Raw genomic sequence first — 22,571 nt, 5'->3', positions numbered from 1 at the left:
GCGCCAATCACCCAGCGCGATTATGCCCAGTCAATAGGGTTCGTCCGGCAGGGCGACGCCGGCCTTGCGGTGGGCCTCGGTGACCATGGTGCGCACCTTGCCGGCGGCTTCTTCCAGCCGCACGGGGTCGGCGGAGCGGAGGACCAGTTCGGTCATCACCCGATCCTTGCCCATCTGCGGATAGGAGCCCATTTTCACATCGGGATACTGTTCCTGCAGCGCGCCGAGCGGACCGCCCAAAGTCCCCTCGCCCACGGCCGCCTTGACGGTGACCGACAACACCTTCCTGCCGCCCTTCAGCACCGGCACCAGCGCTTCGAGCATGGCGCGCATGATGACCGGCACGCCGGCCATGACATGCACATTGCCAATGCGGAAGCCGGGGGCGGCGCTGACGGAATTGACGATGAGCATGGCACCTTCGGGAATCCGCGCCATGCGCAGCCGGGCCTCGTTGACCTTGGTGCCGGTCTGCGCCCAGCGCGCTTCCAGCATGGCGCGCGCTTCGGGGTTGATCGGCAGGGCGACGCCGAACGCCTTCGCAATGGCATCGGCGGTGATATCGTCATGCGTCGGGCCGATGCCGCCAGTGGTGAAGACATAGGTGTAGCGGGCGCGCAGGGCATTGACGGCATCGACGATGTCGTCGGTCTCGTCGCTCACCACCCGCACTTCCCTGAGCTCGATGCCGAGATCGGTACAGAAATCGGCGGTGGCGCCGATATTGACGTCCTTGGTCCGGCCCGAAAGGATTTCATCGCCGATGACCAGGAGGGCGGCGGTAACGGTATCTGGGCTGGACATGGGGAGTTTCCGTGGCTTGCTGCCCGCCAGCAATGAACCTTGCGCGATATCGGCGTCAAGCTGGCGCGCCGCCCTTCCAATCGTGGGGGCGAGCGACTAATTTGACAGGAATTCTCCGGAGTCCCGCATGATCACCTTCGTCGATGCTCCCGCCAAAGCCCGCCGTACACCCGGCGTCATTCCGCTGCATGGCAGCGAAGGCTTCGAGGGCATGCGCAGGGCCGGGGCGTTGACGGCGCAGGCGCTGGATATCCTCACCGACTATGTCGAGCCGGGCGTGCCCACCGCCACCATCGACAAGGTCGCCTACGAATTCGCCCGCGACCACGGGGCGGTGCCGGCCACCATTTTCTACAAGGGCTACCGGCATTCGCTCTGCACCTCGATCAACCATGTCGTCTGTCATGGGATTCCCGATGAACGGCCGCTGCGCGACGGCGATATCGTCAATATCGACCTGACGCTGGTGGTGGACGGCTGGCACGGCGATTCCAGCCGCATGTATCCGGTGGGCGAGATTTCGCGGAAGGCCGAAAGGCTCATCGAGATCACCTATGCCGGGCTGGAAGCGGGCATTGCCGCGGCCCGGCCGGGCAATACCACAGGCGATATCGGCGCCGCGATCCAGGCCATTGCCGAAGCCGAGCGGATGAGCGTGGTGCGCGATTTCGTCGGCCATGGCCTCGGCAAGCTGTTCCACGACGAGCCCAATATCATGCATTTCGGCACGCCGGGCACCGGGGTTCCACTCAAGCCGGGCATGATCTTCACCATCGAGCCGATGATCAATCTCGGCCGGCCGCATGTGAAAATCCTCTCCGACGGCTGGACCGCGGTGACGCGCGACCGGACCCTGTCGGCGCAATGCGAGCATTCCATCGGCATCACCGAGAGCGGCTGCGAGGTGTTCACGCTGTCGCCGGGCGGATTGTTCAACCCGATGGCCGTGCGGGCAGCATGAGCAAGGAGCGGCCCGACGCTTTCGCCGAGGCCCCCTTCCCGGCTCCCGAGCCGGACGATCACGCCGGCCACCGGCAACGGGTGCGCGAGCGCTTCCTCAAGGTCGGCGGCGACGCGCTGGAAGACTACGAACTGCTCGAACTGGCGCTGCAGCTGGCCATTCCGCGCAAGGACACCAAGGGCCTCGCCAAGACGCTGTTGCGCGAGTTCGGCTCGTTCTCTGCTGTCTTCAACGCCAGCGAGGCCCGCCTCGCCAAGGTGAAGGGGCTCGGCGAAACGAGTATCGCCCATATCAAGGTCATCCAGGCCGTCGCGGCCCGCTTCGGTCGCGACAGGATCGACAGCGACCAGCCCATATTGTCGTCCTGGTCGCAACTCATCGACTATTGCCGCAGCCAGATGGCCTTCGAATCGGTGGAACAGTTCCGCATCCTGTTCCTCGACAAGAAAAACCGGCTGATATCAGACGAAGTGCAGCAGACCGGCACGGTCGACCATACACCGGTCTATCCGCGCGAAGTCATCAAGCGCACGCTCGAACTGTCGGCTACGGCGCTGATCCTGGTGCACAACCATCCGTCCGGCGACCCATCCCCGTCATCGGCCGATGTGCGGATGACCAGGGAAATCTCGGACATAGCCAAGCCGCTGGGGATCACGCTGCACGATCACCTCATCATCGGCAAATCGGGCCACGCCTCGTTGCGCGGCCTCAAGCTACTCTGATTTTTCGGCAGGGCCTGGCGCTGCGGCCCCGGTCGCGCGATCAAAGAGCTGGCGCAGGCTGCGCACCGCCGCCTTGAGCTGCGGATTGGCCTTGATGGCTGCCCGTGTCTGCTGGAACAGCCGGTGCGCCTTGACGATGACGGCCCCCTGCAGCGTCAGCCCGACATAGTGCTGACGCAGCGGCGCCTGCACATTGCACCAGTGGCGCTTTTCGTCGGTGAAGCCGCTGCCCATGTCGAAGACGCTGATGCCCTCGTCGAACACGGTCTGCATCACCCGCAGCAGGCATTGCTTGCCCGGCGAGCCGTTCTGGATGGCCGGATCGTCGCTCATCGAGGAAATCAGGCAGAACATGCGGTCATTGTGGACGATATTGTAACGCACCGCGACGATGTCGCCGTTGAGCCGCAGCACATGCAGCCGGACATCCACGCCGGACCCGGCCCGCGCCGCGTCATGATAGAAATCGATCAGCCGATCATGGACGAAGGTATCGCGGATGCCCATGGCCTTGAAGCGGGCCGAACGCTGGCGGAACATGACCTCGATGGCACAATCGGTATCGCCGCCGTTGCGCAGCTCCTCGAACCCGACCTCCCCCATGGCGCTGAGCCGGTCGCCCTGCTGCCGGTCATGCTTGCGGCGCGACTTGCTGCGCTGCAGGCGGTCGCATTCTTCCCAGCTCGCATACTGCGAGCGGTAGAGCGTCTCCACGGCGAGCGTGGCGCCCAACTCGTCGAACAGCCCTTCATGCCCACCGACCGTGACGGGGATGGAGCGGAGATAGACCACGTCTGCGCCGCTCAATTGATCCGTCATGGCGGTCCACAGCCGGCAGCGGCCCTCGGAGCCGAGCGCGGCCAGCCGATCGTAGTCGGCGATCGGGGCATAGCAGCCGGCATTGGCGCCGGGGAACCAGGTGAGGACCGGCAGGCCATGCACGCGCTTGCGATGCAGCGGCAGCAACGCCACCGGTTCTCCATCGATGCGGCCGACGACATAAAGCTGCTCGGCCTGCGGCACCTGGCGATTGGCCACCCACAGGCGGATGAAATCATAGCTCTGGCCGGGGGATTCGATGCTCCCTGCCGTGAGGTCGCGCCAGACCGCCTCCACATCCTCGATCCGGCTGGTCACCGTCACGCCGATCTCGCCACGCATGGCGGCGACCCCGGCCGCGGTGCTGCGGGCGCCGGAATCGAGCGTTGCATCGGCTGTGTCGACTGTCAGCATGATCCCCTCGTGTCGAGCCGCACTCTGACCCTCCGGGGTAAACCAGTGCTGAAAATCCACGCTGCAAAATCGTTGCCGGGCAGAAACTTGGCAGAGGGTTAAGCCCGGCTTACCGCTCAGCCGAAGCTGGCAAGCACCGGGAAGGTCTCCAGGAACCAGTAGGACAGCCGGGTGAAGTTGCCGGTGAGGAACAGCACGCCCGTCAGCACCAGCAGCCCGCCCATGACGCGCTCGACGGTGTGCAGATGCTTCTTGAAGCCATGGAAGAACGCGAGGAACGGTCCTATGGCGATACCGGCAAGGAAAAACGGCACGCCCAGCCCCAGCGAATAGATCCCCAGCAGCCCGGCCCCTTCCCACGCCGTCTCCCGGCTGGCGGCGACCGACAGTACCGCGGCCAGCACCGGCCCGATGCAGGGCGTCCAGCCGATGGCAAAGGCCAGGCCCAGCAGGAACCCGCCCAGCGGCCCGCTGGCCACCCCGGGCCCGTTATGCCGCAATTGCCGGTCGAGAATGCCGATGCGGTAGACTCCGAGGAAATGCAGCCCCATGGCGATGATCAGCACGCCGGCAACCGGCGTCAGGATGGGCAGCGCCTGCCGGAAAGCCTGCCCGAAGGCGGTGGCCGTGGCGCCCAGCGTCACGAACACCACGGCAAAACCAAGGATGAAGAACAGCGAGGTGAAGGCCACCCGCCGCTGCAACGCACCGGCCGTACCGTCGGCCTCCGCCCGCAACTGGTCGAAGCTGGCCCCGCTCATGTAGGTGAGATAGGGCGGCACCAGCGGCAGCACGCAGGGGCTGAGGAAACTCAGCACGCCTGCGCCGAACACCAATGGCAGAGAGAATTCCACGAGACCGACGCTCCTGTTGCGCCGTGGTTGTACCCCGTCGCCTTCACAAAGCAACGCGCCCAGTGTCGCATCGCTGGTTTGTGATGGTGGGGAACAGCGGCTATGCTCCGCCCGCACCGTCCGGACATATTGCCGAACCATGGATTCCACCATCAATGCAGCGGCCCAGGCGCTGGCCTCGGGGGATGTGCTCGGCGCCCTTAACCGGGTCGCCCTGCGGAACGATCCACCGGCATTGGCCCTGCACGGCATCGCCATGGCCCAGCTTGGAGATTTCGCCCGCGCCAAGACGTTGCTGAAGACGGCGGCACGCCGCTTCGGCCGCCGTGAACCCGTGGCCCAGGCCCGGTGCGTCGTAGCGGAGGCCGAAATTGCCCTAGTCTCGCGTGATCTCGCCTGGCCTCCCGAAAGGCTGGAGGAATCCGCAAGTATCCTGGCCTTGCGCGGCGATACGCGGAATGCGGCCCATGCCCGCTGCATCGCCGCCCGCCGCAGCCTGTTGCTCGGCCAGCTCGACCTGGCCCAGGCCGGCCTTGCCCGGCTCGATCCCGCCCGGCTGTCCCCCATGCTGCGCGCCAGCTATTTTCTGGTGAGTGCCGGCATCCACATTCGCCGCGCCCATGCCGTGGCCGCCCGACAAGCCCTGGCGCAAGCCCACGCCGCCGCCTTGCACTCAGCCATCCCTGCCCTGATCGCCGAAGTCGAGGCTGCGCAGGTTTCGCTGTCCAGCCCGGTCGCAGTGCTCCATCGCGGTGAACGCGCGGAGCCAATCGGGCTGGACGGCGTGGAACGGCTCCTGGCGTCCGATACCCTGGTGATCGACACGACACGCAATGTACTGCGCCGGCGTGACGACGTCATTGCCCTGTCGAGCCGCCCCATTCTCTTCGCCCTGCTTCGCACCCTGGCGGAAACCTGGCCGAGTGATGCAACCCGCGAAACCTTGCTGCGCCGCGCTTTCAACGCCAGACAGGTCGATGAATCCCATCGCGGCCGGTTGCGGGTGGAAATCGCGCGCCTGCGCCAGGCAATTGCCCCCCTCGCCACCGTCTCGGCGACTCCAAACGGCTTCAGGCTTGCAGTACACAACGCCGAGAATCTGGCCATGCTGGCTTCGCCACTCGACGGCCAGAACGCCGCGGTGATGGCGCTGCTGGCCGACGGCGAATCCTGGTCCAGTTCCGCCCTGGCGCTGGCGCTCGACGTCGGCATTCGCACCGTGCAACGCGCCCTGACGCAATTGCAGGAGCAGCAACAGGTCCAGTCCATCGGCCACGGCCGGACACGGCGCTGGACCATGCTGACCGCGCCCGGATTTCCCCGGACGCTGCTGCTGCCACAGGCACGCTAAAGCGCGCCGCGATCAGGCCCGGCGAACGGTCAGCACCGCTCCACTTTCGCCACTGCCGCAGAAAAAGCGGTCGCCGCCATCGGACTCGAGGCCCGACACACTGATTCCCGGCATGTCCAGCGTAGCGATGGTCTTGCCGCTGGCCGGATCGATACGCGCCAGGCCGCCATCGCCATCATTCGAATAGCCGTGCCAGAGTTCGCCATCGACCCAGGTCACTCCCGTCACGAAGCGATTGGTCTGGATGCTGCGCAGGACGGCACCCGTTTCGGGGTCGATCTGGATGATCTTCTGGTCGCGGTATTGGCCGACCCAGAGCGAGCCATTGGCCCAGGCCAGGCCCGAATCCCGCCCGGCGCCGGGCGCCGGTATGGCGGACAGCACGGCGCCCGTCTGGGGATCGATCTTCTGGATCCTGTCATCCGCGATCTGGAACAGATACTGCCCGTCGAAGGCGGTGCCGGCATGGGCTGCCACATCGATTGCCCGCACTTCCGCGCCAGTCTTGGGGTCGAAGGCCCTTAGCTGATCGCCGGTGGCCGCCCAGATATGGCGGCCATCGAAGCTGACGCCGTTCACCGCGCCATCGCTATTGCCAGTGAACCTGCTGATGATTTCCGCTGAGGCGTTCATGACATCACCTGCTTGCTGGCATCGAGCGCGACCCTTGCCCGGCCGATCCGATAGCGGGGGGACACAACGCGGTCGGCCTTGCCGCCAAGCGTGACCCGTTCGTCGACGAACACCCCTATGCCGTCCCGGACCGTACCGACATCATAAAGCTGCCGATCGTCAAAACCGTGCAGTATCCGTGTCGTTTGGCGCTTGAGCAGCCAGAGTCGGTATCTGTTGAACAGCGACGTAAGCATGATGGTCTCCTTCATTGCCTGTTGCCAGGTCTTTCGATGACCAAAACCTAGCAGGCGCCCTCGCACGAGTGAGAGTTACATCTGCGTCGTCTTTCCGCCCGGACGTGGTGTGCCCGACAGAGGCGCTTGTACCTTTCGGACAAAGCCGACTACTCTGCTGCCTCCTACGGCACGGAGCGGTTGTGATGGTCAAACCATTGGCAGCGATCCTGATGGCGCTGATGCTCTTCACGGGCCCGGCGGCGTTCGCCCAGCCGGTTTCGCACCTCGAGCCGACGGATCCATTGCCCGGCAAGGCTGGCGGGAGCTATGCCGACCTCATCGCGTTTGTCGCGCCGGGAATCGTCCTCGATGGCAGCGCCTATTCGGGCGGCCAGTCGCTCGACATCAGGCACCTGGCCGGTTGGGACGATCCGGGCGTAACACTTGCGGCCACCGGCCAGCTGCATATCTCCGCTCTTCCCGCCGGTCCCCGATTGGCCGTGCTGCTGGATTTCGGCACTGCGGCCAATGAGGTCACCAACCTCGCCATCCTCGCGCTCTTCGATCTCACGGAGACCCCGCGGCTGCTCGATGCCGTCAATGCCAGCCTCGACGGCAGTACCTCTTTCATTGCCCCATATCTTGTCGCGCTTGGCGACGGGGCCGACCTGCTGCTAACCCAGAGCACGCACCACAATTCCAGCCAGGGCTACGCGATGACGGCGCTGACTCTGCTGCGGGATGACCGGTTCGAACTGATCGATACCGTCGCCACATTCAGAGAAAACAACTGCAGCTATGAGCGCAGCCAGTCCCTCGACGTGACATCGGCCCCGGCAACGCCCTTCGCCGATATCGTGGCCATCGTGACCGAACGGACCACGATCCCAACCGGGCCCTGCACCGATCTCGCACCTCCGGGGCCGGGCACCCGCACCATCACCGTAACCTATAGCTGGGACTCCGCCACCGCACGCTACACTCCTGATTCTGACGCCTTTGACGCCCTGGCGCGCGAAAACGAAACGCGCTTCTGAGAGACTACCGGCATCGCCAACCCTTGCCCCCTGCCCGCTCCGGCCCTATAGCAGCCTCGTTCCCATACGCGGCTGAGGTGCCCTCCCCATGACCACCCGTCCCATCCGCATTGCTCCCTCCATTCTCTCGGCCGATTTTTCCAGGCTTGGCGAGGAGATTGCGTCGATCGACGCTGGTGGCGCGGACTATATCCATGTCGATGTGATGGACGGCCATTTCGTGCCCAATATCAGCTTCGGGCCGCTGGTCATGGCCTCGGTGCGCAAGTTCACCGCCAAGCCCTTCGACGTGCATCTGATGATCGCCCCGGTCGATGCCTACATTGCCGCCTTCGCCAAAGCGGGCGCCGATATCATCACCGTCCATGCCGAGGCCGGACCGCATCTGCACCGGACGCTGCAGGCCATTCGCGCCGAGGGCAAGAAGGCCGGCGTGGCGCTCAATCCGGCGACGCCGGTTTCGGCGCTGGAAAACGTCATCGGCGACATCGACCTGCTGCTCGTCATGTCGGTCAATCCCGGCTTCGGCGGCCAGAGCTTCATTCCGCAGAGCCTGAGCAAGATCAGGCAGGCGGCGGCCCTGATCGGCAATCGCCCGATCGACCTCGAAGTCGATGGCGGCGTCACATCAGACAATGCCCGCGATATCGCCACTGCGGGCGCCAATGTGTTCGTTGCCGGCTCGTCGGTCTATGGCGGCAATGACCCCGCCACCTATGCGCCGCGCATAGCGGCCATCCGCAATGCCGCTTCGACTCGCCTTGCCTGAATCACCTTCTGAACCGGAAAGCCCAAGCCCATGATTCCGCGCTACTCCCGCCCTGAAATGGTCGATATCTGGTCATCGGAGACCCGCTTCGCCATCTGGTTCGAGATCGAGGCGCACGCCACTACAAAACTGGCCGAGCTGGGCGTGGTGCCGAAGGAATCGGCGCAGAACATCTGGGACGTGATGAATGCCCGCAAGGCCGAGAAGGGTGACTATGGCTTTGACGTGGCCCGCATCGACGAAATCGAGCGCACCACCAAGCATGACGTCATCGCCTTCCTGACCCATCTCAGCGAAATCGTCGGCCCCGATGCCCGTTTCGTGCATCAGGGGATGACCTCTTCGGACATTCTCGACACCACCCTGTCGGTGCAGATGGCCCGCGCCGCCGACCTTCTCATCGCCGATGTCGATGCGCTGCTGGCCGCGCTCAAGCGCCGCGCCTTCGAGCACAAGAACACCATCACCATCGGCCGCAGCCATGGCATCCATGCCGAGCCGACCACCTTCGGCGTCAAGCTGGCCGAGGCCTATGCCGAATTCACCCGCAACCGCGCCCGTCTCGTCGCCGCCCGCGCCGAAATCGCCACCGCTGCCATCTCCGGCGCCATCGGCAGCTTCGCCAATATCGATCCGCAGGTCGAAGAATACGTGGCGGAAAAGCTGGGGCTGAGCGTCGAACCGGTCTCGACCCAGGTCATCCCGCGCGACCGCCATGCCATGTTCTTCGCCACGCTGGGCGTCGTCGCCAGTTCCATCGAGCGCGTCGCGGTGGAAATCCGCCATCTGCAGCGAACCGAAGTTCTGGAGGCCGAGGAATTCTTCTCCCCCGGCCAGAAGGGCAGCTCGGCCATGCCGCACAAGCGCAATCCGGTGCTCACGGAAAACCTCACCGGCCTCGCCCGCCTGGTGCGCGGCATGGTGACCCCGGCGCTGGAAAACGTTGCCCTGTGGCACGAGCGCGATATTTCGCACTCCTCGGTCGAACGCATGATCGGCCCCGACGCCACCGTGACTCTCGATTTCGCCCTGGCCCGCCTCACCGGCGTCATCGACAAGCTGGTGGTCTATCCCGAGAATATGCGGAAAAACCTCGATCTGCTCGGCGGGCTGCACAATTCCCAGCGCATGCTGCTGGCGCTGACCCAGGCCGGCTACTCCAGAGAAGACAGCTATGCCGCTGTGCAGCGCAACGCCATGAAGGTGTGGGAAATGCGCGGCGATCGCGCCGGCCAGTTCGCCCGAAACCTCAAGGATGACCCGCAAGTGACTCTTGATGATGCGCAAATCGACGCCATGTTCGACGATGCCTATCACCTCAAGCATGTCGATACGATCTTCCGACGGGTCTTCGGCGAGGCGTAATGGCGATCATCTGCACCCAGGAAACCGGCCTTACCGTCGAGGACTATGTCAGCGTTGTCGGCCGGACGATCATGCGCGACCGGCGGCCGCTGGCCAATACGGCGCGCATCCAGGCCATGCTCGACGGTGCCAATTTTGTCGTCACTGCTCGCGATGACGATGGCACACTGGTCGGCCTCGCCCGCTGCATCACCGATCATGCCTGGATCTGCTACTGCGCCGAATTGGCGGTGCGCGACAGCCACCAAGGTCGTGGCATCGGCCGGGCGATTCTCGACAAGGCAGCGGAGCTGCTCGGGCCGCGCATCGGCATCGCCCTGATGGCCGACCAGGAAGCCGTCGGTTTCTACCGGAATATCGGCATGGAGCCGGCCAACGGGTTCTGGCGACCGAGGACCGACCGCTCATGAAAATCTCGGAATGCGACATCCTCGTCCTGCCGGGCCTCGGTGGCTCCAAGCCCGGTCACTGGCAGATGCGCTGGGCGGAACGCATGGCCAATGCAGCCGTGGTGGAGCAGGCCGACTGGTTCGAGCCCGACCTTGACGATTGGGTCGCCACCATCGACCAGGCGGCGCGGCTGACCTTGCGGCCGGTGGTTTTGGTTGCCCATTCGCTGGCGGTTACCGCCGTCGCCCACGCGGCGCCGCTGCTGCCCGAAAATGTCCGCGGCGCCTTTCTCGTCGCGCCGACCGATGTGGAACTGAGCCCTGCCGCGCCGGAGGAAACCCACATCTTCCGCCCGATCCCGCGCGATCCGCTGCCCTTCCCCTCCATGGTGGTGGCGTCGAGCAACGACCCCTATGTCTCGCTCGACCGCGCGGTCGAGTTTGCCACCTGCTGGGGCTCGGACTTCCACCAGGCGGGCGAAGCCGGCCATATCAACATCGATTCCGGCCATGGCCCCTGGCCCGAGGGTCTGCTGATGTTCACCCGCCTGATGCAGAGGCTGAGATGAGCGATTACGAGTTGATATCAGGCACGCCCAGCGTCAAGGACTATCGCCGCCTGCGCAGGGTGGCGGGACTGAGCGAGAAATCCCTGGCGGCAGCCGAGGCCGGCCTGCCCAACACCTGGTATGCCGTGACCATCCGGCATGAGGGAAAGACGATCGGCATGGGCCGCGTCATCGGCGATGGCGGCACCGCATTCCAGATCGTTGATATCGCGCTCGAACCGAACCACCAGGGCCGCGGGCTCGGCAAACGCATCGTCGCCGCCCTGGTCGATCACCTGCGCGCCCATGCCCCGGCCAGCGCCTATGTCAGCCTCATCGCCGACGGCGATGCGCAATATCTCTATGCCAAATATGGCTTCGCGCCCGTTATGCCCGAATCCATCGGCATGGGCATGCGGGTCGGCTGATCGCCACCTCTCTGCCGCAAAGGCGCCCACCTGCCCCAAATCTTGGCAGAATTGGCCGCCATCGGGATTAAATCTTCTTAACTTGAGCACCTGTCGCGGCGCGCCTAAACCACCTCTCGCCGGTTTGGAGACGCCGGCGGGATCACCAGAATCCCGCGACGCGACGCCCCCCGAAAATCGGCCAACAAAGGGCCGCGCACGGCCCGATCCGTCTCATGGAGACTATCATCATGCGCAAACTCATCGTTCCCGCCATCATCGCCCTGCTCGCCGTCGCACCCGGCGCCGCCTTCGCGGCAACCAGCGTGCCGACGCCGGCCGGGGAACAGACCATCGCCGGCACGGTCAAATTCTTCAACAGCTCGGCGCATTCGCTCGAGCTGGCCGACGGCTCCTGGTACTACCTGCCGCCGACCTTCAAGGCGCCGGACCTCAAGACGGGCGACAAGGTGACGGTGCACTGGAAAATGGATGGCAGCGCCCACGACGTGACCGCCATCGACATCGGCTGAGCGCAGCCAGCAAAAAGGGGAACCGGCGAAGCCGGCTCCCCTTGTGCATACATGGCGGATGGATCAGCCTTCGGCGGCGATCTGCTCGTTGGCGACCTGCACCAGTTGCGCCATCTTCTGGCGAATCACGTCGTCGCCGACGCTGAGGCCCTTGGCCTTGAGATCGGCGGAAACCTTGCGGAATACGTCCTCGTCGCCGGCTTCCTCGAAATCGGCAGCCACGACATCGGCGGCATAGGCCTTGGCGTCATCGCCAGTGAGGCTCATCAGCTCGGCGGCCCAGATGCCCACCAGCTTGTTGCGGCGGGCTTCCGCCTTGAACTTCTTTTCGGCGTCGAAGGCGAACTTGGCTTCCTGGCCCTTCTGCCGATCCTCGAACTGGCTCATGCAACTCTCCCGCTGGCTTGACTCTTGCCGCCTGTCCGGCGCTTTCCCATCGACATAGGCGGTTCGGCACGCCAAATCAACGGCATCGGGGGCGCTGCGACCTTATGCACGGCGTCGTGGGCGGCCATCCAGGTCCGTCATGCAAAAGAGCTTGCCTTTTTGCTCACTTCTGGCGCATGAAGCGGCCAAATTCTCCCTCTTCCAACGGTCCCGGATTCCCAATGAACCGTCGTCGCAAAATCTACGAGGGCAAGGCCAAGATCCTGTTCGAAGGTCCTGAGCCGGGCACTCTGGTTCAGTATTTCAAGGACGATACAACCGCCGGGGACGGCGCGCGCCACGAAATCATCGATGGCAAGGGCGTGCTCAACAACCGGATTTCCGAGTTCGTCTTCACCAAGCTCAACGGCCTGGGCATCCCGACTCACTTCCTCCGCCGCATCAACATGCGCGAGCAGCTCATCAAGGAAGTCGAGATCATCCCGCTCGAGATCATCGTGCGCAACTATGCCGCCGGCTCGCTGGTCAAGCGCCTCGGCCTCGAGCCGGGCACCCAGCTTCCGCGCTCGATCATCGAATTCTGCTACAAGGATGATGCCCTGCATGACCCCATGGTCAGCGAAGAGCACATCACCGCCTTCGGCTGGGCCACGCCGGCCGAGCTCGACGACATCATGAGCCTGGCCATCCGCGTCAACGACTTCCTGACCGGCCTGTTCATGGGCGTCGGCATCCAGCTCGTCGATTTCAAGATCGAATGCGGCCGCCTCTACGAGGGCGACCTGATGCGCATCGTGCTGGCCGACGAGATCAGCCCCGATAGCTGCCGTCTGTGGGACATCAAGACCCGCAACAAGATGGACAAGGACCGCTTCCGCGAAAACCTCGGCGGTCTCATCGAGAACTATCGCGAAGTCGCCCAGCGCCTGGGCATCCTGGTCGAAACCGACAATGCGCTGACCACCGGTCCGCGTCTCGTGCAGTAGGGTATGGCCATGAAAGCGCGCGTCACCGTCACCCTCAAGGCCGGCGTGCTTGACCCCCAGGGTCAGGCCATCGAAGGTTCGCTTCGCAGCCTTGCCTTTGCCGGTGTTGCATCCGTGCGACAGGGCAAGGTCTTCGACCTGGTCCTCGACGGAACCGACATCGAGGCGGCGCGTTCTCAACTCAACAGCATGTGTGAAAAGCTGCTGGCCAATACCGTGATCGAAAACTACGCGGTCGAAATCTCAAATTAACGCCTCTGGGCGATAACTTATGTCGCGCCATGCCCCGGCGCAGGACCCTTCTGCCATGCTCAAAACCATCTCGCTCTCGGTCATGTTCTTCGCTACCCTCGGCCTGCTTTTCGCGGCCTATGCCTCGGTTCCCGTCTAAGGGCCATCATGTCGCTTCTGCGACGGTCAAAATGACTTTTTGTTAAGCCGTTGCGGGCTAGATTTCCGAGGAAGAACAATCCTTTCTCGAATCGGCCCGGCGGTTTTTCTTGCTTTCATTTGCGCGATACCTGCTGACCGCCGGCGCTGCGACCTGCCTCGATATCGCGCTGGTCCAGTTTTTGCTGTCGCTCGACCTGCTACATCAGCCGGTTTTCTTTGCCGCGACCATCGCCCTGGGCGCCTTCGCCGGCATGTGCGTCAATTTCGGGCTCTCCCGCCGCTTCGTCTTTACCGTCGATGAGCGCCCAGCCCACCAGCAATTCACCAGCTTCGTACTGGTTTCCCTGACGACGCTCGCGCTGCGCCTGGCCGTGGCCTACGCGCTGGTCGCATTGTTCGCCCTGCCTGCTTTGGCCAACTGGCTCGGCATGCTGCCCGTCGGCGCAGCGGCCGAGCGGCTTGCCCATCTGGGTGCCATCGGCATCGTCACCATCTATTCGTTCCTCGCCCACAAGCATGTTTCCTTCGCGGGGGGCCTTTTCAACTGGCTTGCCAGCCGCAGAACGGTGGTCCCCTGATGCATGTCGAAACCCTCATCATCGGCGCGGGTCCGGCAGGGCTGACCGCAGCCTATGAGCTGACCAAAGCGGGCCGCAGCGTCGCGATCGTCGAGCGCGACCCGGTCTATGTCGGCGGCATTTCGCGGACCGTGAGCTACAAGGGCTATCGCTTCGATATCGGCGGGCACCGCTTCTTCTCGAAAAGCGCCGAGGTCGAGGCCTGGTGGACCGAAGTGATGGGCGACGAGATGCTGCAGCGCCCGCGGTCCAGCCGCATCTACTATAACGGCAAGCTATTCGACTATCCGCTGCGCGCCGGCGATGCGCTCAGCAAGCTCGGCCCTGTCGAAGCACTGCGCTGCGTCATGTCCTACGCCTGGGCGAAAGCCCGACCCTACCCCCAGGTGGCTAGCTTCGAGCAGTGGGTTGTCAATAATTTCGGCCGCCGGCTGTTCCAGATCTTCTTCAAGACCTACACCGAGAAGGTGTGGGGCATGGATTGCTCCGAGATATCAGCCGATTGGGCCGCCCAGCGCATCAAGGGGCTCAACCTCTACCAGGCGATCATCCAGAGCTTCGGCATCGGCAGCAAGCCCAAGGGCAATGACGCGGTCATCAAGACCCTCATCAATTCCTTCCGCTATCCCCGCCTCGGCCCCGGCCAGATATGGGAGCGCGCCCGCGACCGCATCGTCGAACGCGGCGGCAAGATCATGATGGGCTCCACCATCACCGCCATCAGCCAGCACGAAGGCACCGGCCAGTGGGTCGCCATCGTGACCGATGCAAGCGGCAAGGAGACCAAGGTCACCGCCGACCACCTGGTTTCGACGGCCGCCATCAACGAACTGGTCAAGATGCTGGGCGCCGACAAGGACAAGGCCGTTGCCGCCGCCGCGTCGGGCCTGCGCTATCGCGACTTCCTCATCATCGGGCTGATCACCCGCGGCAAGGAAAGCTTCGGCGACAACTGGATCTATATCCACGATCCCAGCGTCAAGGTCGGCCGCATCCAGAACTTCAAGTCGTGGTCGCCCGACATGGTGCCTGATCCCGACACCGCCTGCTACGGCATGGAATATTTCTGCAATGCAGGTGACGACACCTGGGACATGGCCGATGCCGACCTGATCGCCCGCGCCAGAATGGAAATCGGCAAGCTGGGTCTCGCCCGGCCCGAAGACATCATCGACGGCTCGGTCGTCCGCCAGCCCAAGGCCTATCCGGTCTATGACGACACCTACAAGATGAACGTCGATACCATCACCGAAGGCCTCGAAGGCCAGTTCACCAACCTGCACCTGGCGGGCCGCAACGGCATGCACAAATACAACAACCAGGACCATGCCATGATGACCGGCATGCTGACCGCGAAGAATATCATCGCCGGAACCCGTGTCCACGATGTGTGGACTGTCAACGAGGATGCCGAATACCACGAGGGCGGCGAAGCCGGCGCCGACAAGATCGAGGAACGCCTTGTTCCCCGCCGCATCGCCTGAGTCCCTGACCGCACAGGCCACGGCGTCGACACCACTAGGCAAGAGCCGATTGGCGGTCTTGATTGTTGTTGGGCTTTATTGCGCGCTGCAACTCGTCATGTTTGCCATGCACGATCCATGGATCGACGAGGCTCAGGGCTGGCTGGTGGCCAAATCTCTGTCCAGGTCCCTCGACTTCCTGGTCATCCCGAGCGAGGGCCACCCACCCCTCTGGTTCTGGCTGTTGCGTGCGCTGTCGCTCGTGCTTGATTTCTCGCAGGCGCGCCTGCTGATGCCAATTGTGGCGCTGGTCAACGCCTGGCTGTTGTCGCGCCTTTTCCGGAGCGACGTCGTCCTGCTGACGCTGGTTCTGTTCTCCTTCGTCGTCCTCCAGTTCTGGGGCTATCATTTTCGGCCCTATGGCCTGGTCTTTACGGCCATGCTCTCCGCCCTGCTACTCGATCGCAACGGGCGACCGATTGCGGCGACCTGGTGCCTGGCTATCGCCTGCGGCTTTCATTTCTTTGCTGGCTTCCTGTTTGCTTTCTTCCTGATCTGGCAGTGGCGGAAGGGCACAAAACTGAGCCACCTGATCCCGCCCGCCGTCCTGGCTGCAGCCTTTGGTGTCAGCGCGGTCCTCTCGGGTCTCGGCAATTCCGCAGTCGATCAGCCAGTGGACAATGTCATCGCCGGCACGTTAGGCAATCTGGGTTGGCTGGGTATGTTCGCTGCCCTCCGCGTCCCCCTCACGGCTTTCGTTACCCTGGCTTTGCTGGTCTACGGTTTCTGGGCCAAACCGGGCGTGCTGGCCGCCCTCCTGGCCCTGCTGGTGACCTTCGCGGTAGCGACCTCGCGGGTATACGACCTCTATCCGTGGCACTTCGCCTTTATGACCATGCTGTGCCTGATGGCCTATGTCTGGGCCGGACCGAAGGCTCGGCGCTGGGTCATGCTGGCCATTCTGGCGCCACAAACCGTCGTTGGCGCATGGGCAATCGTTGAACGGCTGAGCCATCCGGTCTGGTTGCAGCCCAATCTCTACGCCGTCGTCAGCGCCGATGCCGGCCCGGATTTCCGACCGGAAGCCCAGTTGGTGGCCTGGCCGGATCTGGTCGGTCTGGCAACGGCCGCCGACGAAGACATCCAATTCATCAGCGGCAATACTGGCGAAACACTCGGCCCGATCAACTGGCGCACCTGGAAAGCACGCACCATTGACAAGCGCGTTCTCGAGGTGCGTCGCCCTTATTGGCTACTCTGCACGGACTGCGAGGTGATCCTCGATCTACTCGAGGAAAACGGCATGCAGGGCACGTTTCTTGCTGCAAAGAGCAATATCGACAATGGCGAGATGGAAGCCTGGCGCATTGAGTGAGCGCCCTTAGCTAAATTCTTACCAGTTAAGCAATTTGCTTAAGCCTGTCGGCAAGTCATTAGCCTCTGGCGCACCTGACGGCAGTATCATGCGCGCCAAATGTCGGGAGCGCGAAATGTCTCAAGCCACCAACCGTCTCGATTGGGTGGATATGGCCAAGGGCCTGTCCATCTTCCTCGTGGTCATGATGTATGCGGCCTCCAGCGTCGGCGAAGACACCGGCGGCGTCGGTGCGCTGCATTGGGCCATCGCCTTTGCCACCCCGTTCCGCATGCCCGAATTCTTCCTGATCTCGGGCCTGTTCCTGTCGCAGGTGATCGGCCGGACCTGGTCCGCCTATGCCGACCGCCGCGTCGTCCACTATCTCTATTTCTACGTGCTCTGGGCGCTGATCCATATCGTCTTCAAGGTCGGCCTCTTGGCCACCGATCCAGTCGGCGCCATAGAGCAGATCGCCTGGGCCGTGATCCAGCCCTATGGCGTGCTGTGGTTCATCTACATGCTGGCCGTGGTCAGCGCCGTCACCAAGCTGCTGGCCGATCTCAGCGCGCCGAAATGGGTGGTCTTCGCCATTGCCGCCATCCTGCAGATGGCCACCATCGAGACTGGCAGCTATCTGGTCGACCAATTCGCCGAATATTTCGTGTTCTTTTATTCCGGCTACGTGCTGGCCCCGCATCTGTTCCGCTTGGCGGGCTGGGCCGGCGACCACGTCGCCTTCGCCCTGGTCGGCCTGCTGGTCTGGGCCGGCCTCAACGCGGCTTTGGTCTTCTCACCCGGCTTTGAAATGCACCCCATCCACCCGGTCATGGGGCTTGCCGGCCTGCCGGGCGCGCATCTTGTGCTGGCGCTGGTGGGCACGGCTGCGCTCTGCGTCCTCGCCGCCCTGCTCACCCGCCTGCCATTCATGGACTGGCTGCGCTGGATGGGGTCGAAGTCGCTGGTGATCTATGTCGCCTTCGTGCTGCCCATGGGCATTTCCCGCACCCTGCTCATCAAGCTGGGCGTGGATGAACCGACCATCCTCAGCCTCGCCATCATGGCGATCTCCATCGTCTCGCCGCTGGTGCTTTACTGGATCGTGCAGCGCATCGGCTTCGGCCGCTTCCTGTTCGAGCGCCCCGACTGGGCCCATCTGCCCGGCACCAGCCGCCCGCGTGTCGTAGCGGCGCCGGCCGAGTAGGCGAAACAGAACACGCTGCGCGGGGCCGGGATATGCAATCCCGGCCCTTGCCTTTTGTCACAAGACTCAGCACAAGGGCCTCGCACCCCCCATAGCGAGGACCAGCCGATGAAATCCGCAGTCATCGTCTTTCCCGGTCTCAATCGCGACCGCGACATGATCGCGGCGCTGACCAAGGTTTCCGGCACCGCCCCCGTATCGGTCTGGCATCAGGATGCCGACCTGCCCGATGTCGATCTCATCGTCATTCCCGGCGGCTTTTCCTACGGCGATTACCTGCGCTGCGGCGCCATCGCCGCGCGCTCGCCCATCATGGACAAGGTGCGTGAGCGGGCCGCCAAAGGCGTCAAGGTGCTCGGGGTCTGCAACGGCTTCCAGATCCTCATCGAAGCCGGTCTCCTGCCCGGCGCGCTGATGCGCAACATGAGCCTCAAATTCGTCTGCCGCGAGGTCAAGCTCGAAGTGGCGAATGCCGCCACCGCTTTCACCCGTGGCTACACGCAGGGCCAGGTGTTCCGCTGCCCTGTCGCCCACCACGATGGCAATTACTTCGCCGATGCCGAAACCATCGCCCGCCTTGAAGGCAATGGCCAGGTCGCCTTCCGCTATGCCGAGGGCACCAATCCGAACGGCTCGATCAACGACATTGCCGGCATCTTCAACGAACAGAAGAACGTGCTCGGCCTGATGCCTCACCCGGAAAACCTGATCGAAGCCGCGCATGGCGGCGACGATGGACGGGCCCTGTTTTCGGGCCTGCTCGGCCAGGCCGCCTGATGAACCTGCGCGCGCCCGTCAATCCACGGACGCTCCTCACCTGGCTGGGCCTGCTGTTCGGCGCTGCCGGCCTCGTGCTGCAATTCACCATTTCGATGCAGGCCATGCTCGGCAGCGGCCGCGACGTCTTTGGCTCGCTCGGCGCCTTCTTTTCCTACTACACCATCCTCACCAATATCATCCTGGTGCTGATCTACCTGTCCGAGCTGCTGCCCGCCGCCGGGCTGGCACTGTTCCGCCACCCCGTCATCCGCGGCATGATGGCCGCCAATATCGCGCTGGTGGCGCTCTATGTCTTTTTCGTCTTGCGCTTCCTCACCGCGCTGAGCGACCTGTTTCTGCTGGCCGATATCATCCTGCACTATCTCTGCCCGGTGCTGTACCTGCTGTGGTGGCTGGTGGCGCAGAAGCATGGCCGCCTGCGCTGGGCCAACCTGCCCCTCATGCTGGCGCCGACGCTGGTCTATTTCCTCTACGCCATGGCGCGTGGCGCCTGGGTGCAGGAATATCCCTACCCCATTCTCAATGCGATCAAGCTGGGCTACCCGCAGGTCGCGCTCAACGCGGTCTACATGACATCAGGCCTCGCCGTGCTCACCCTCGCCGTCATCGCGCTCGACCGCCTGCTGGCCCGCCCATCCCGGACATTCCAATGACCTCCTATCAGAACAACATCGCCATCACGCCCCAGCTCGTCGCCGATCACGGCCTCAAGCCCGACGAGTTCGACAAGATCGTTGCCCTGATCGGCCGCCAGCCGACCTATACCGAGCTGGGCATCTTCTCGGCCATGTGGAACGAGCACTGCTCCTACAAATCATCCAAGAAGTGGCTCAAGACCCTGCCGACGTCAGGTCCGCGCGTCATCCAGGGCCCCGGCGAGAATGCCGGCGTGGTCGATATCGGCGATGGCCAGGCGATCGTCTTCAAGATGGAGTCGCACAACCATCCGAGCTTCATCGAGCCCTATCAGGGCGCCGGCACCGGCATGGGCGGCATCCTGCGCGACGTCTTCACCATGGGTGCCCGCCCCGTCGCGGCCATGAACGCCCTGCGCTTCGGCGCGCCCGGCCATGAAAAGACCCGCCATCTCGTCTCCGGCGTCGTCGCCGGCATCGGCGGCTATGGCAATGCCTTCGGCGTGCCCACAGTGGGCGGCGAAGTCGAATTCGACGAGCGCTATAACGGCAATATCCTGGTCAACGCCTTTGCGGCAGGCCTGGCCGATACCGACAAGATTTTCTACTCCAAGGCCGAAGGCGTGGGCCTGCCGGTGGTCTATCTCGGCGCCAAGACCGGCCGTGACGGCGTCGGTGGCGCCACCATGGCCTCGGCCGAATTCGGCGACGATATCGAGGAAAAGCGCCCGACCGTGCAGGTCGGCGACCCCTTCACCGAAAAGCGGCTGCTTGAAGCCTGCCTCGAACTGATGGCGACCGGCGCCGTCATCGCCATCCAGGACATGGGCGCGGCGGGGCTGACCTGCTCGGCCGTCGAAATGGGCGCCAAGGGCGACCTCGGCATCGAGCTGGACCTCGACAAGGTGCCGGTCCGCGAAGCGCAGATGACGCCCTATGAGATGATGTTGAGCGAAAGCCAGGAGCGCATGCTCATGGTGCTGCATCCCGAAAAGGAAGCCGTGGCCCGCGCTGTGTTCGAAAAGTGGGAACTCGATTTCGCCACCGTCGGCATCACCACCGACGACCTGCGCTTCCGGGTGAAGTGGCAGGGCGAGGAAGTCGCCAACCTACCGATCAAGGAACTGGGCGACGAAGCCCCCGAATATGACCGCCCCTGGACGGAGCCGAAAAAGCCCGTGCCCCTGGCCGCCGACGACGTGCCGCAGATGGATGTGGCCGATGCCCTGCTCAAGCTGATGGGCAGCCACCATGTCGCTTCGCGCCGCTGGGTTTATGAGCAGTATGACACGCTGATCCAGGGCAATTCCCTGCAGCGCCCCGGCGGCGATGCCGGCGTCATCCGCGTCGAGGGCCATGCCAGCAAGGGCTTGGCCTTCTCGTCCGACGTGACGCCGCGCTATTGCGAAGCCGACCCCTATGAGGGCGGCAAGCAGGCCGTGGCCGAATGCTGGCGTAACCTCACCGCCACCGGCGCCGAGCCGCTGGCCGCCACCGACAATCTCAATTTCGGCAATCCCGAACGCCCCGAAATCATGGGCCAGCTCGTCCATGCCATCAAGGGCATCGGCGAAGCCTGCCTGGCACTGGATTTCCCCATCGTTTCGGGCAATGTCAGCCTCTACAACGAAACCAATGGCCGCGGCATCCTGCCGACCCCGACCATTGGTGGTGTCGGCCTGCTGCCCGATTGGGAGCAGATGGCCCGCATCGGCTTTGCCGGGCCCAGCGAATGTATTCTGCTGGTGGGCGCGCCGCCAAGTTGGGGCACGCATCTGGGCCAATCCATCTATCTTCGCGATCTGCATGGCCGGCGCGACGGCGCCGCTCCGCCAGTCGATCTGGCGCATGAACGCCGCGTCGGCGATTTCGTTCGCCGCCTGATCCGTTCTGGCGTGGCCACGTCCTGCCATGACGTTTCAGACGGCGGTATTGCCGTTGCGCTGGCGGAAATGGCGATTGCTTCCGGCATTGGCGCCAGCGTGAACCAGGTCGACGACCAGGACCCGATCGTCACCTTCTTCGGCGAGGATCAAGGGCGCTACCTGGTGACCATCCGCGAGGCGGATCTCGACACTCTGCTTGCCGAAGCAGGGGCCCTGGGCATCTACGCGCCCTGGTTTGGCAATACCGGCGGCGACACCTTGCAACTGGGCGCAGCCCGGCCGCTGGCGGTTGCCGCGCTCAAGGCCGCCCATGAAGGCTGGTTCCCCAGCTACATGGATGGAGAGGCTGCATAATCCCTGCATCTGCCTTATGATCGCCGCTCTTTGGAGTGTTGTGACGCTCCGAGGGCGGCGTCATTTTGTGGAGACTACGATGAGATTTGCACCGGCTATTGGCGGCCTTCTGGCCCTGTCCCTCAGCCTCGCGCCGGTGGCTGCTTTTGCCCAGACTGCAGGCATCAGCGGCTCTCCCCTGCCTGACCAGCCCTATACGCTGATCTACCCTGACGTGATGGTGACGAGCGGCGAGCCCGGCGGCCCGCTGACCATCAATCATCCCGGCCTGCCGCTGCAATGTGTGCTGACTGTCGTCCCCGTCGAAGACACCGGCTGGACCGCCGAAGGCGCGCTCGGCGCGCTCGATCCGGCAACGGTCGCCGCCGGCTGGAGCGAAACCTTCCCCGGCTTCACCCTCGGCGCCAGCCTCATTACCAACTACCAGAGCAATCCGGCACTGCAGTATGAGGGCACCAGCACCGGGGCGGAACAGGGTCCAATCACCCTGGTTCATACCGAAACGGTGGCTGCCGGGAACGGCTACACGCTGGATTGTTTCTATGCGACAGAAATGGCCGCCGAGGCGCGGCCGGTGGTCGATGCCATTATCGCCAACTTCTCTACAAGACAGGACGCGCAGCCCGTCGTTACCCCCTGATCGACACCTGCGATATTGAAGGCGCTGGACCCCCATGCCATATCATGGGCATGGTCCGGCATGGTGCCGGCGATAGCGAGGAGT

General features: G+C 63.9%; 26 protein-coding genes. 20 read left to right on the top strand and 6 right to left on the bottom strand.

What is annotated here, in order from left to right:
* Positions 1 to 30: 30 nt before the first annotated feature.
* Positions 31 to 804, bottom strand: a complete 774-nt coding sequence (locus ASD80_RS10230) for a competence/damage-inducible protein A (protein WP_056232351.1) — start codon at positions 802 to 804, stop codon at positions 31 to 33.
* A 130-nt stretch (positions 805 to 934) separates the two neighbouring features.
* On the opposite strand from ASD80_RS10230, the gene map reads away from it, so the two are divergent.
* Positions 935 to 1,765 carry a type I methionyl aminopeptidase gene (map, locus tag ASD80_RS10225; protein ID WP_056232759.1) on the top strand — a complete coding sequence of 277 codons (831 nt, stop codon included), beginning with the start codon at positions 935 to 937 and terminating at the stop codon, positions 1,763 to 1,765.
* Positions 1,762 to 2,490, top strand: a complete 729-nt coding sequence (gene radC, locus ASD80_RS10220; RefSeq protein WP_056232348.1) for a RadC family protein — start codon at positions 1,762 to 1,764, stop codon at positions 2,488 to 2,490. Before map ends, radC begins: the two co-directional genes overlap by 4 nt.
* Here the strand turns inward: radC and ASD80_RS10215 are convergent.
* Both ASD80_RS10215 and ASD80_RS10210 read right to left on the bottom strand, forming a co-directional pair.
* Positions 2,482 to 3,723, bottom strand: coding sequence for a GNAT family N-acetyltransferase (locus ASD80_RS10215; protein ID WP_056232345.1), 1,242 nt, complete (start codon positions 3,721 to 3,723; stop codon positions 2,482 to 2,484). The two genes, radC and ASD80_RS10215, sit on opposite strands and share 9 nt — an antisense overlap.
* Positions 3,724 to 3,839: 116 nt before the next feature.
* Positions 3,840 to 4,577: a cytochrome c biogenesis CcdA family protein gene (locus ASD80_RS10210; protein WP_056232342.1), complete on the bottom strand. Its 738-nt coding sequence runs from the start codon at positions 4,575 to 4,577 to the stop codon at positions 3,840 to 3,842.
* A gap of 139 nt (positions 4,578 to 4,716) precedes the next feature.
* Between ASD80_RS10210 and ASD80_RS10205 the strand changes: the two genes are divergently transcribed.
* Positions 4,717 to 5,928, top strand: a complete 1,212-nt coding sequence (locus ASD80_RS10205; RefSeq protein WP_056232339.1) for a hypothetical protein — start codon at positions 4,717 to 4,719, stop codon at positions 5,926 to 5,928.
* Between the two features lie 12 nt (positions 5,929 to 5,940).
* Here the strand turns inward: ASD80_RS10205 and ASD80_RS10200 are convergent, their stop codons facing one another.
* The gene (locus ASD80_RS10200; protein ID WP_056232336.1) at positions 5,941 to 6,561 is read right to left on the bottom strand and encodes a PQQ-binding-like beta-propeller repeat protein; all 621 of its coding nucleotides are present in this window, start codon (positions 6,559 to 6,561) and stop codon (positions 5,941 to 5,943) included.
* Positions 6,558 to 6,797 (bottom strand): hypothetical protein, encoded by a 240-nt coding sequence (locus ASD80_RS10195; protein WP_162247345.1) that lies wholly within the window; start codon positions 6,795 to 6,797, stop codon positions 6,558 to 6,560. Before ASD80_RS10195 ends, ASD80_RS10200 begins: the two co-directional genes overlap by 4 nt.
* A 185-nt stretch (positions 6,798 to 6,982) precedes the next feature.
* On the opposite strand from ASD80_RS10195, the gene ASD80_RS10190 reads away from it, so the two are divergent.
* From ASD80_RS10190 to ASD80_RS10160, 7 genes are all read left to right on the top strand, one after another.
* Positions 6,983 to 7,816, top strand: coding sequence for a hypothetical protein (locus ASD80_RS10190; protein ID WP_156460400.1), 834 nt, complete (start codon positions 6,983 to 6,985; stop codon positions 7,814 to 7,816).
* Positions 7,817 to 7,904: 88 nt separating this feature from the next.
* Positions 7,905 to 8,585, top strand: coding sequence for a ribulose-phosphate 3-epimerase (gene rpe, locus ASD80_RS10185; RefSeq protein WP_056232327.1), 681 nt, complete (start codon positions 7,905 to 7,907; stop codon positions 8,583 to 8,585).
* 30 nt (positions 8,586 to 8,615) lie between these two features.
* Positions 8,616 to 9,950 (top strand): adenylosuccinate lyase, encoded by a 1,335-nt coding sequence (purB, locus tag ASD80_RS10180; RefSeq protein ID WP_056232324.1) that lies wholly within the window; start codon positions 8,616 to 8,618, stop codon positions 9,948 to 9,950.
* Positions 9,950 to 10,360, top strand: coding sequence for a GNAT family N-acetyltransferase (locus ASD80_RS10175; protein ID WP_056232321.1), 411 nt, complete (start codon positions 9,950 to 9,952; stop codon positions 10,358 to 10,360). Before purB ends, ASD80_RS10175 begins: the two co-directional genes overlap by 1 nt.
* Positions 10,357 to 10,908 (top strand): RBBP9/YdeN family alpha/beta hydrolase, encoded by a 552-nt coding sequence (locus ASD80_RS10170; protein ID WP_056232319.1) that lies wholly within the window; start codon positions 10,357 to 10,359, stop codon positions 10,906 to 10,908. Before ASD80_RS10175 ends, ASD80_RS10170 begins: the two co-directional genes overlap by 4 nt.
* Positions 10,905 to 11,315 carry a GNAT family N-acetyltransferase gene (locus ASD80_RS10165; RefSeq protein ID WP_056232317.1) on the top strand — a complete coding sequence of 137 codons (411 nt, stop codon included), beginning with the start codon at positions 10,905 to 10,907 and terminating at the stop codon, positions 11,313 to 11,315. Before ASD80_RS10170 ends, ASD80_RS10165 begins: the two co-directional genes overlap by 4 nt.
* Before the next feature lie 230 nt (positions 11,316 to 11,545).
* Positions 11,546 to 11,827 carry a DUF1344 domain-containing protein gene (locus ASD80_RS10160; RefSeq protein WP_082555216.1) on the top strand — a complete coding sequence of 94 codons (282 nt, stop codon included), beginning with the start codon at positions 11,546 to 11,548 and terminating at the stop codon, positions 11,825 to 11,827.
* Positions 11,828 to 11,890: 63 nt separating this feature from the next.
* On the opposite strand, the gene ASD80_RS10155 is transcribed toward ASD80_RS10160, so the two are convergent.
* Complete coding sequence (locus ASD80_RS10155) at positions 11,891 to 12,214, bottom strand: DUF1476 domain-containing protein (RefSeq protein ID WP_056232311.1); 324 nt, start codon at positions 12,212 to 12,214, stop codon at positions 11,891 to 11,893.
* Positions 12,215 to 12,435: 221 nt separating this feature from the next.
* Here ASD80_RS10155 and purC point away from each other — a divergent pair, with 221 nt between their 5' ends.
* From purC to ASD80_RS10105, 10 genes are all read left to right on the top strand, one after another.
* The gene (gene purC / locus ASD80_RS10150; RefSeq protein WP_056232308.1) at positions 12,436 to 13,200 is read left to right on the top strand and encodes a phosphoribosylaminoimidazolesuccinocarboxamide synthase; all 765 of its coding nucleotides are present in this window, start codon (positions 12,436 to 12,438) and stop codon (positions 13,198 to 13,200) included.
* A gap of 9 nt (positions 13,201 to 13,209) precedes the next feature.
* A complete protein-coding gene (purS, locus tag ASD80_RS10145; protein ID WP_056232305.1) occupies positions 13,210 to 13,452 on the top strand; it encodes a phosphoribosylformylglycinamidine synthase subunit PurS in 243 nt (80 codons plus the stop codon).
* Positions 13,453 to 13,700: 248 nt separating this feature from the next.
* On the top strand, positions 13,701 to 14,171 hold the full coding sequence (locus tag ASD80_RS10140; RefSeq protein WP_056232303.1) for a GtrA family protein: 471 nt from the start codon (positions 13,701 to 13,703) through the stop codon (positions 14,169 to 14,171).
* Complete coding sequence (locus ASD80_RS10135; RefSeq protein WP_056232300.1) at positions 14,171 to 15,655, top strand: NAD(P)/FAD-dependent oxidoreductase; 1,485 nt, start codon at positions 14,171 to 14,173, stop codon at positions 15,653 to 15,655. Before ASD80_RS10140 ends, ASD80_RS10135 begins: the two co-directional genes overlap by 1 nt.
* Positions 15,633 to 17,009, top strand: coding sequence for a hypothetical protein (locus tag ASD80_RS10130; RefSeq protein ID WP_156460399.1), 1,377 nt, complete (start codon positions 15,633 to 15,635; stop codon positions 17,007 to 17,009). The genes ASD80_RS10135 and ASD80_RS10130 overlap by 23 nt, the downstream gene beginning before the upstream one ends.
* Positions 17,010 to 17,124: 115 nt before the next feature.
* Positions 17,125 to 18,192 (top strand): acyltransferase family protein, encoded by a 1,068-nt coding sequence (locus tag ASD80_RS10125; protein WP_056232295.1) that lies wholly within the window; start codon positions 17,125 to 17,127, stop codon positions 18,190 to 18,192.
* Positions 18,193 to 18,300: 108 nt separating this feature from the next.
* Entirely contained in the window at positions 18,301 to 18,969 is a 669-nt protein-coding gene (gene purQ / locus ASD80_RS10120; protein ID WP_056232292.1) for a phosphoribosylformylglycinamidine synthase subunit PurQ, read from the top strand.
* A complete protein-coding gene (locus ASD80_RS10115) occupies positions 18,969 to 19,625 on the top strand; it encodes a Pr6Pr family membrane protein (protein WP_056232289.1) in 657 nt (218 codons plus the stop codon). The genes purQ and ASD80_RS10115 overlap by 1 nt, the downstream gene beginning before the upstream one ends.
* On the top strand, positions 19,622 to 21,847 hold the full coding sequence (purL, locus tag ASD80_RS10110) for a phosphoribosylformylglycinamidine synthase subunit PurL (protein ID WP_056232286.1): 2,226 nt from the start codon (positions 19,622 to 19,624) through the stop codon (positions 21,845 to 21,847). The genes ASD80_RS10115 and purL overlap by 4 nt, the downstream gene beginning before the upstream one ends.
* A 79-nt stretch (positions 21,848 to 21,926) precedes the next feature.
* Positions 21,927 to 22,487 (top strand): hypothetical protein, encoded by a 561-nt coding sequence (locus ASD80_RS10105; protein WP_056232283.1) that lies wholly within the window; start codon positions 21,927 to 21,929, stop codon positions 22,485 to 22,487.
* Positions 22,488 to 22,571 lie beyond the last annotated feature (84 nt).

The sequence above is a fragment of the Devosia sp. Root635 genome (assembly GCF_001427605.1).
Taxonomy (GTDB): domain Bacteria; phylum Pseudomonadota; class Alphaproteobacteria; order Rhizobiales; family Devosiaceae; genus Devosia.
Note: the sequence above shows the minus strand (reverse complement) of the source record. Positions and strands in the feature narration are given on the sequence as shown.

Excerpts from the sequence above, each read along its gene's own strand:
- ASD80_RS10195 (WP_162247345.1), bottom strand. The coding sequence starts at position 6,797 with ATGCTTACGTCGCTGTTCAACAGATACCGACTCTGGCTGCTCAAGCGC.
- ASD80_RS10170 (WP_056232319.1), top strand. The coding sequence starts at position 10,357 with ATGAAAATCTCGGAATGCGACATCCTCGTCCTGCCGGGCCTCGGTGGC.
- ASD80_RS10135 (WP_056232300.1), top strand. The coding sequence starts at position 14,171 with ATGCATGTCGAAACCCTCATCATCGGCGCGGGTCCGGCAGGGCTGACC.
- ASD80_RS10160 (WP_082555216.1), top strand. The coding sequence starts at position 11,546 with ATGCGCAAACTCATCGTTCCCGCCATCATCGCCCTGCTCGCCGTCGCA.
- ASD80_RS10125 (WP_056232295.1), top strand. The coding sequence starts at position 17,125 with ATGTCTCAAGCCACCAACCGTCTCGATTGGGTGGATATGGCCAAGGGC.
- purL (WP_056232286.1), top strand. The coding sequence starts at position 19,622 with ATGACCTCCTATCAGAACAACATCGCCATCACGCCCCAGCTCGTCGCC.
- ASD80_RS10115 (WP_056232289.1), top strand. The coding sequence starts at position 18,969 with ATGAACCTGCGCGCGCCCGTCAATCCACGGACGCTCCTCACCTGGCTG.
- ASD80_RS10205 (WP_056232339.1), top strand. The coding sequence starts at position 4,717 with ATGGATTCCACCATCAATGCAGCGGCCCAGGCGCTGGCCTCGGGGGAT.
- purC (WP_056232308.1), top strand. The coding sequence starts at position 12,436 with ATGAACCGTCGTCGCAAAATCTACGAGGGCAAGGCCAAGATCCTGTTC.
- ASD80_RS10200 (WP_056232336.1), bottom strand. The coding sequence starts at position 6,561 with ATGAACGCCTCAGCGGAAATCATCAGCAGGTTCACTGGCAATAGCGAT.
- purQ (WP_056232292.1), top strand. The coding sequence starts at position 18,301 with ATGAAATCCGCAGTCATCGTCTTTCCCGGTCTCAATCGCGACCGCGAC.
- ASD80_RS10215 (WP_056232345.1), bottom strand. The coding sequence starts at position 3,723 with ATGCTGACAGTCGACACAGCCGATGCAACGCTCGATTCCGGCGCCCGC.
- ASD80_RS10175 (WP_056232321.1), top strand. The coding sequence starts at position 9,950 with ATGGCGATCATCTGCACCCAGGAAACCGGCCTTACCGTCGAGGACTAT.
- ASD80_RS10105 (WP_056232283.1), top strand. The coding sequence starts at position 21,927 with ATGAGATTTGCACCGGCTATTGGCGGCCTTCTGGCCCTGTCCCTCAGC.
- radC (WP_056232348.1), top strand. The coding sequence starts at position 1,762 with ATGAGCAAGGAGCGGCCCGACGCTTTCGCCGAGGCCCCCTTCCCGGCT.
- ASD80_RS10155 (WP_056232311.1), bottom strand. The coding sequence starts at position 12,214 with ATGAGCCAGTTCGAGGATCGGCAGAAGGGCCAGGAAGCCAAGTTCGCC.
- purS (WP_056232305.1), top strand. The coding sequence starts at position 13,210 with ATGAAAGCGCGCGTCACCGTCACCCTCAAGGCCGGCGTGCTTGACCCC.
- ASD80_RS10190 (WP_156460400.1), top strand. The coding sequence starts at position 6,983 with ATGGTCAAACCATTGGCAGCGATCCTGATGGCGCTGATGCTCTTCACG.
- purB (WP_056232324.1), top strand. The coding sequence starts at position 8,616 with ATGATTCCGCGCTACTCCCGCCCTGAAATGGTCGATATCTGGTCATCG.
- rpe (WP_056232327.1), top strand. The coding sequence starts at position 7,905 with ATGACCACCCGTCCCATCCGCATTGCTCCCTCCATTCTCTCGGCCGAT.
- ASD80_RS10230 (WP_056232351.1), bottom strand. The coding sequence starts at position 804 with ATGTCCAGCCCAGATACCGTTACCGCCGCCCTCCTGGTCATCGGCGAT.
- ASD80_RS10165 (WP_056232317.1), top strand. The coding sequence starts at position 10,905 with ATGAGCGATTACGAGTTGATATCAGGCACGCCCAGCGTCAAGGACTAT.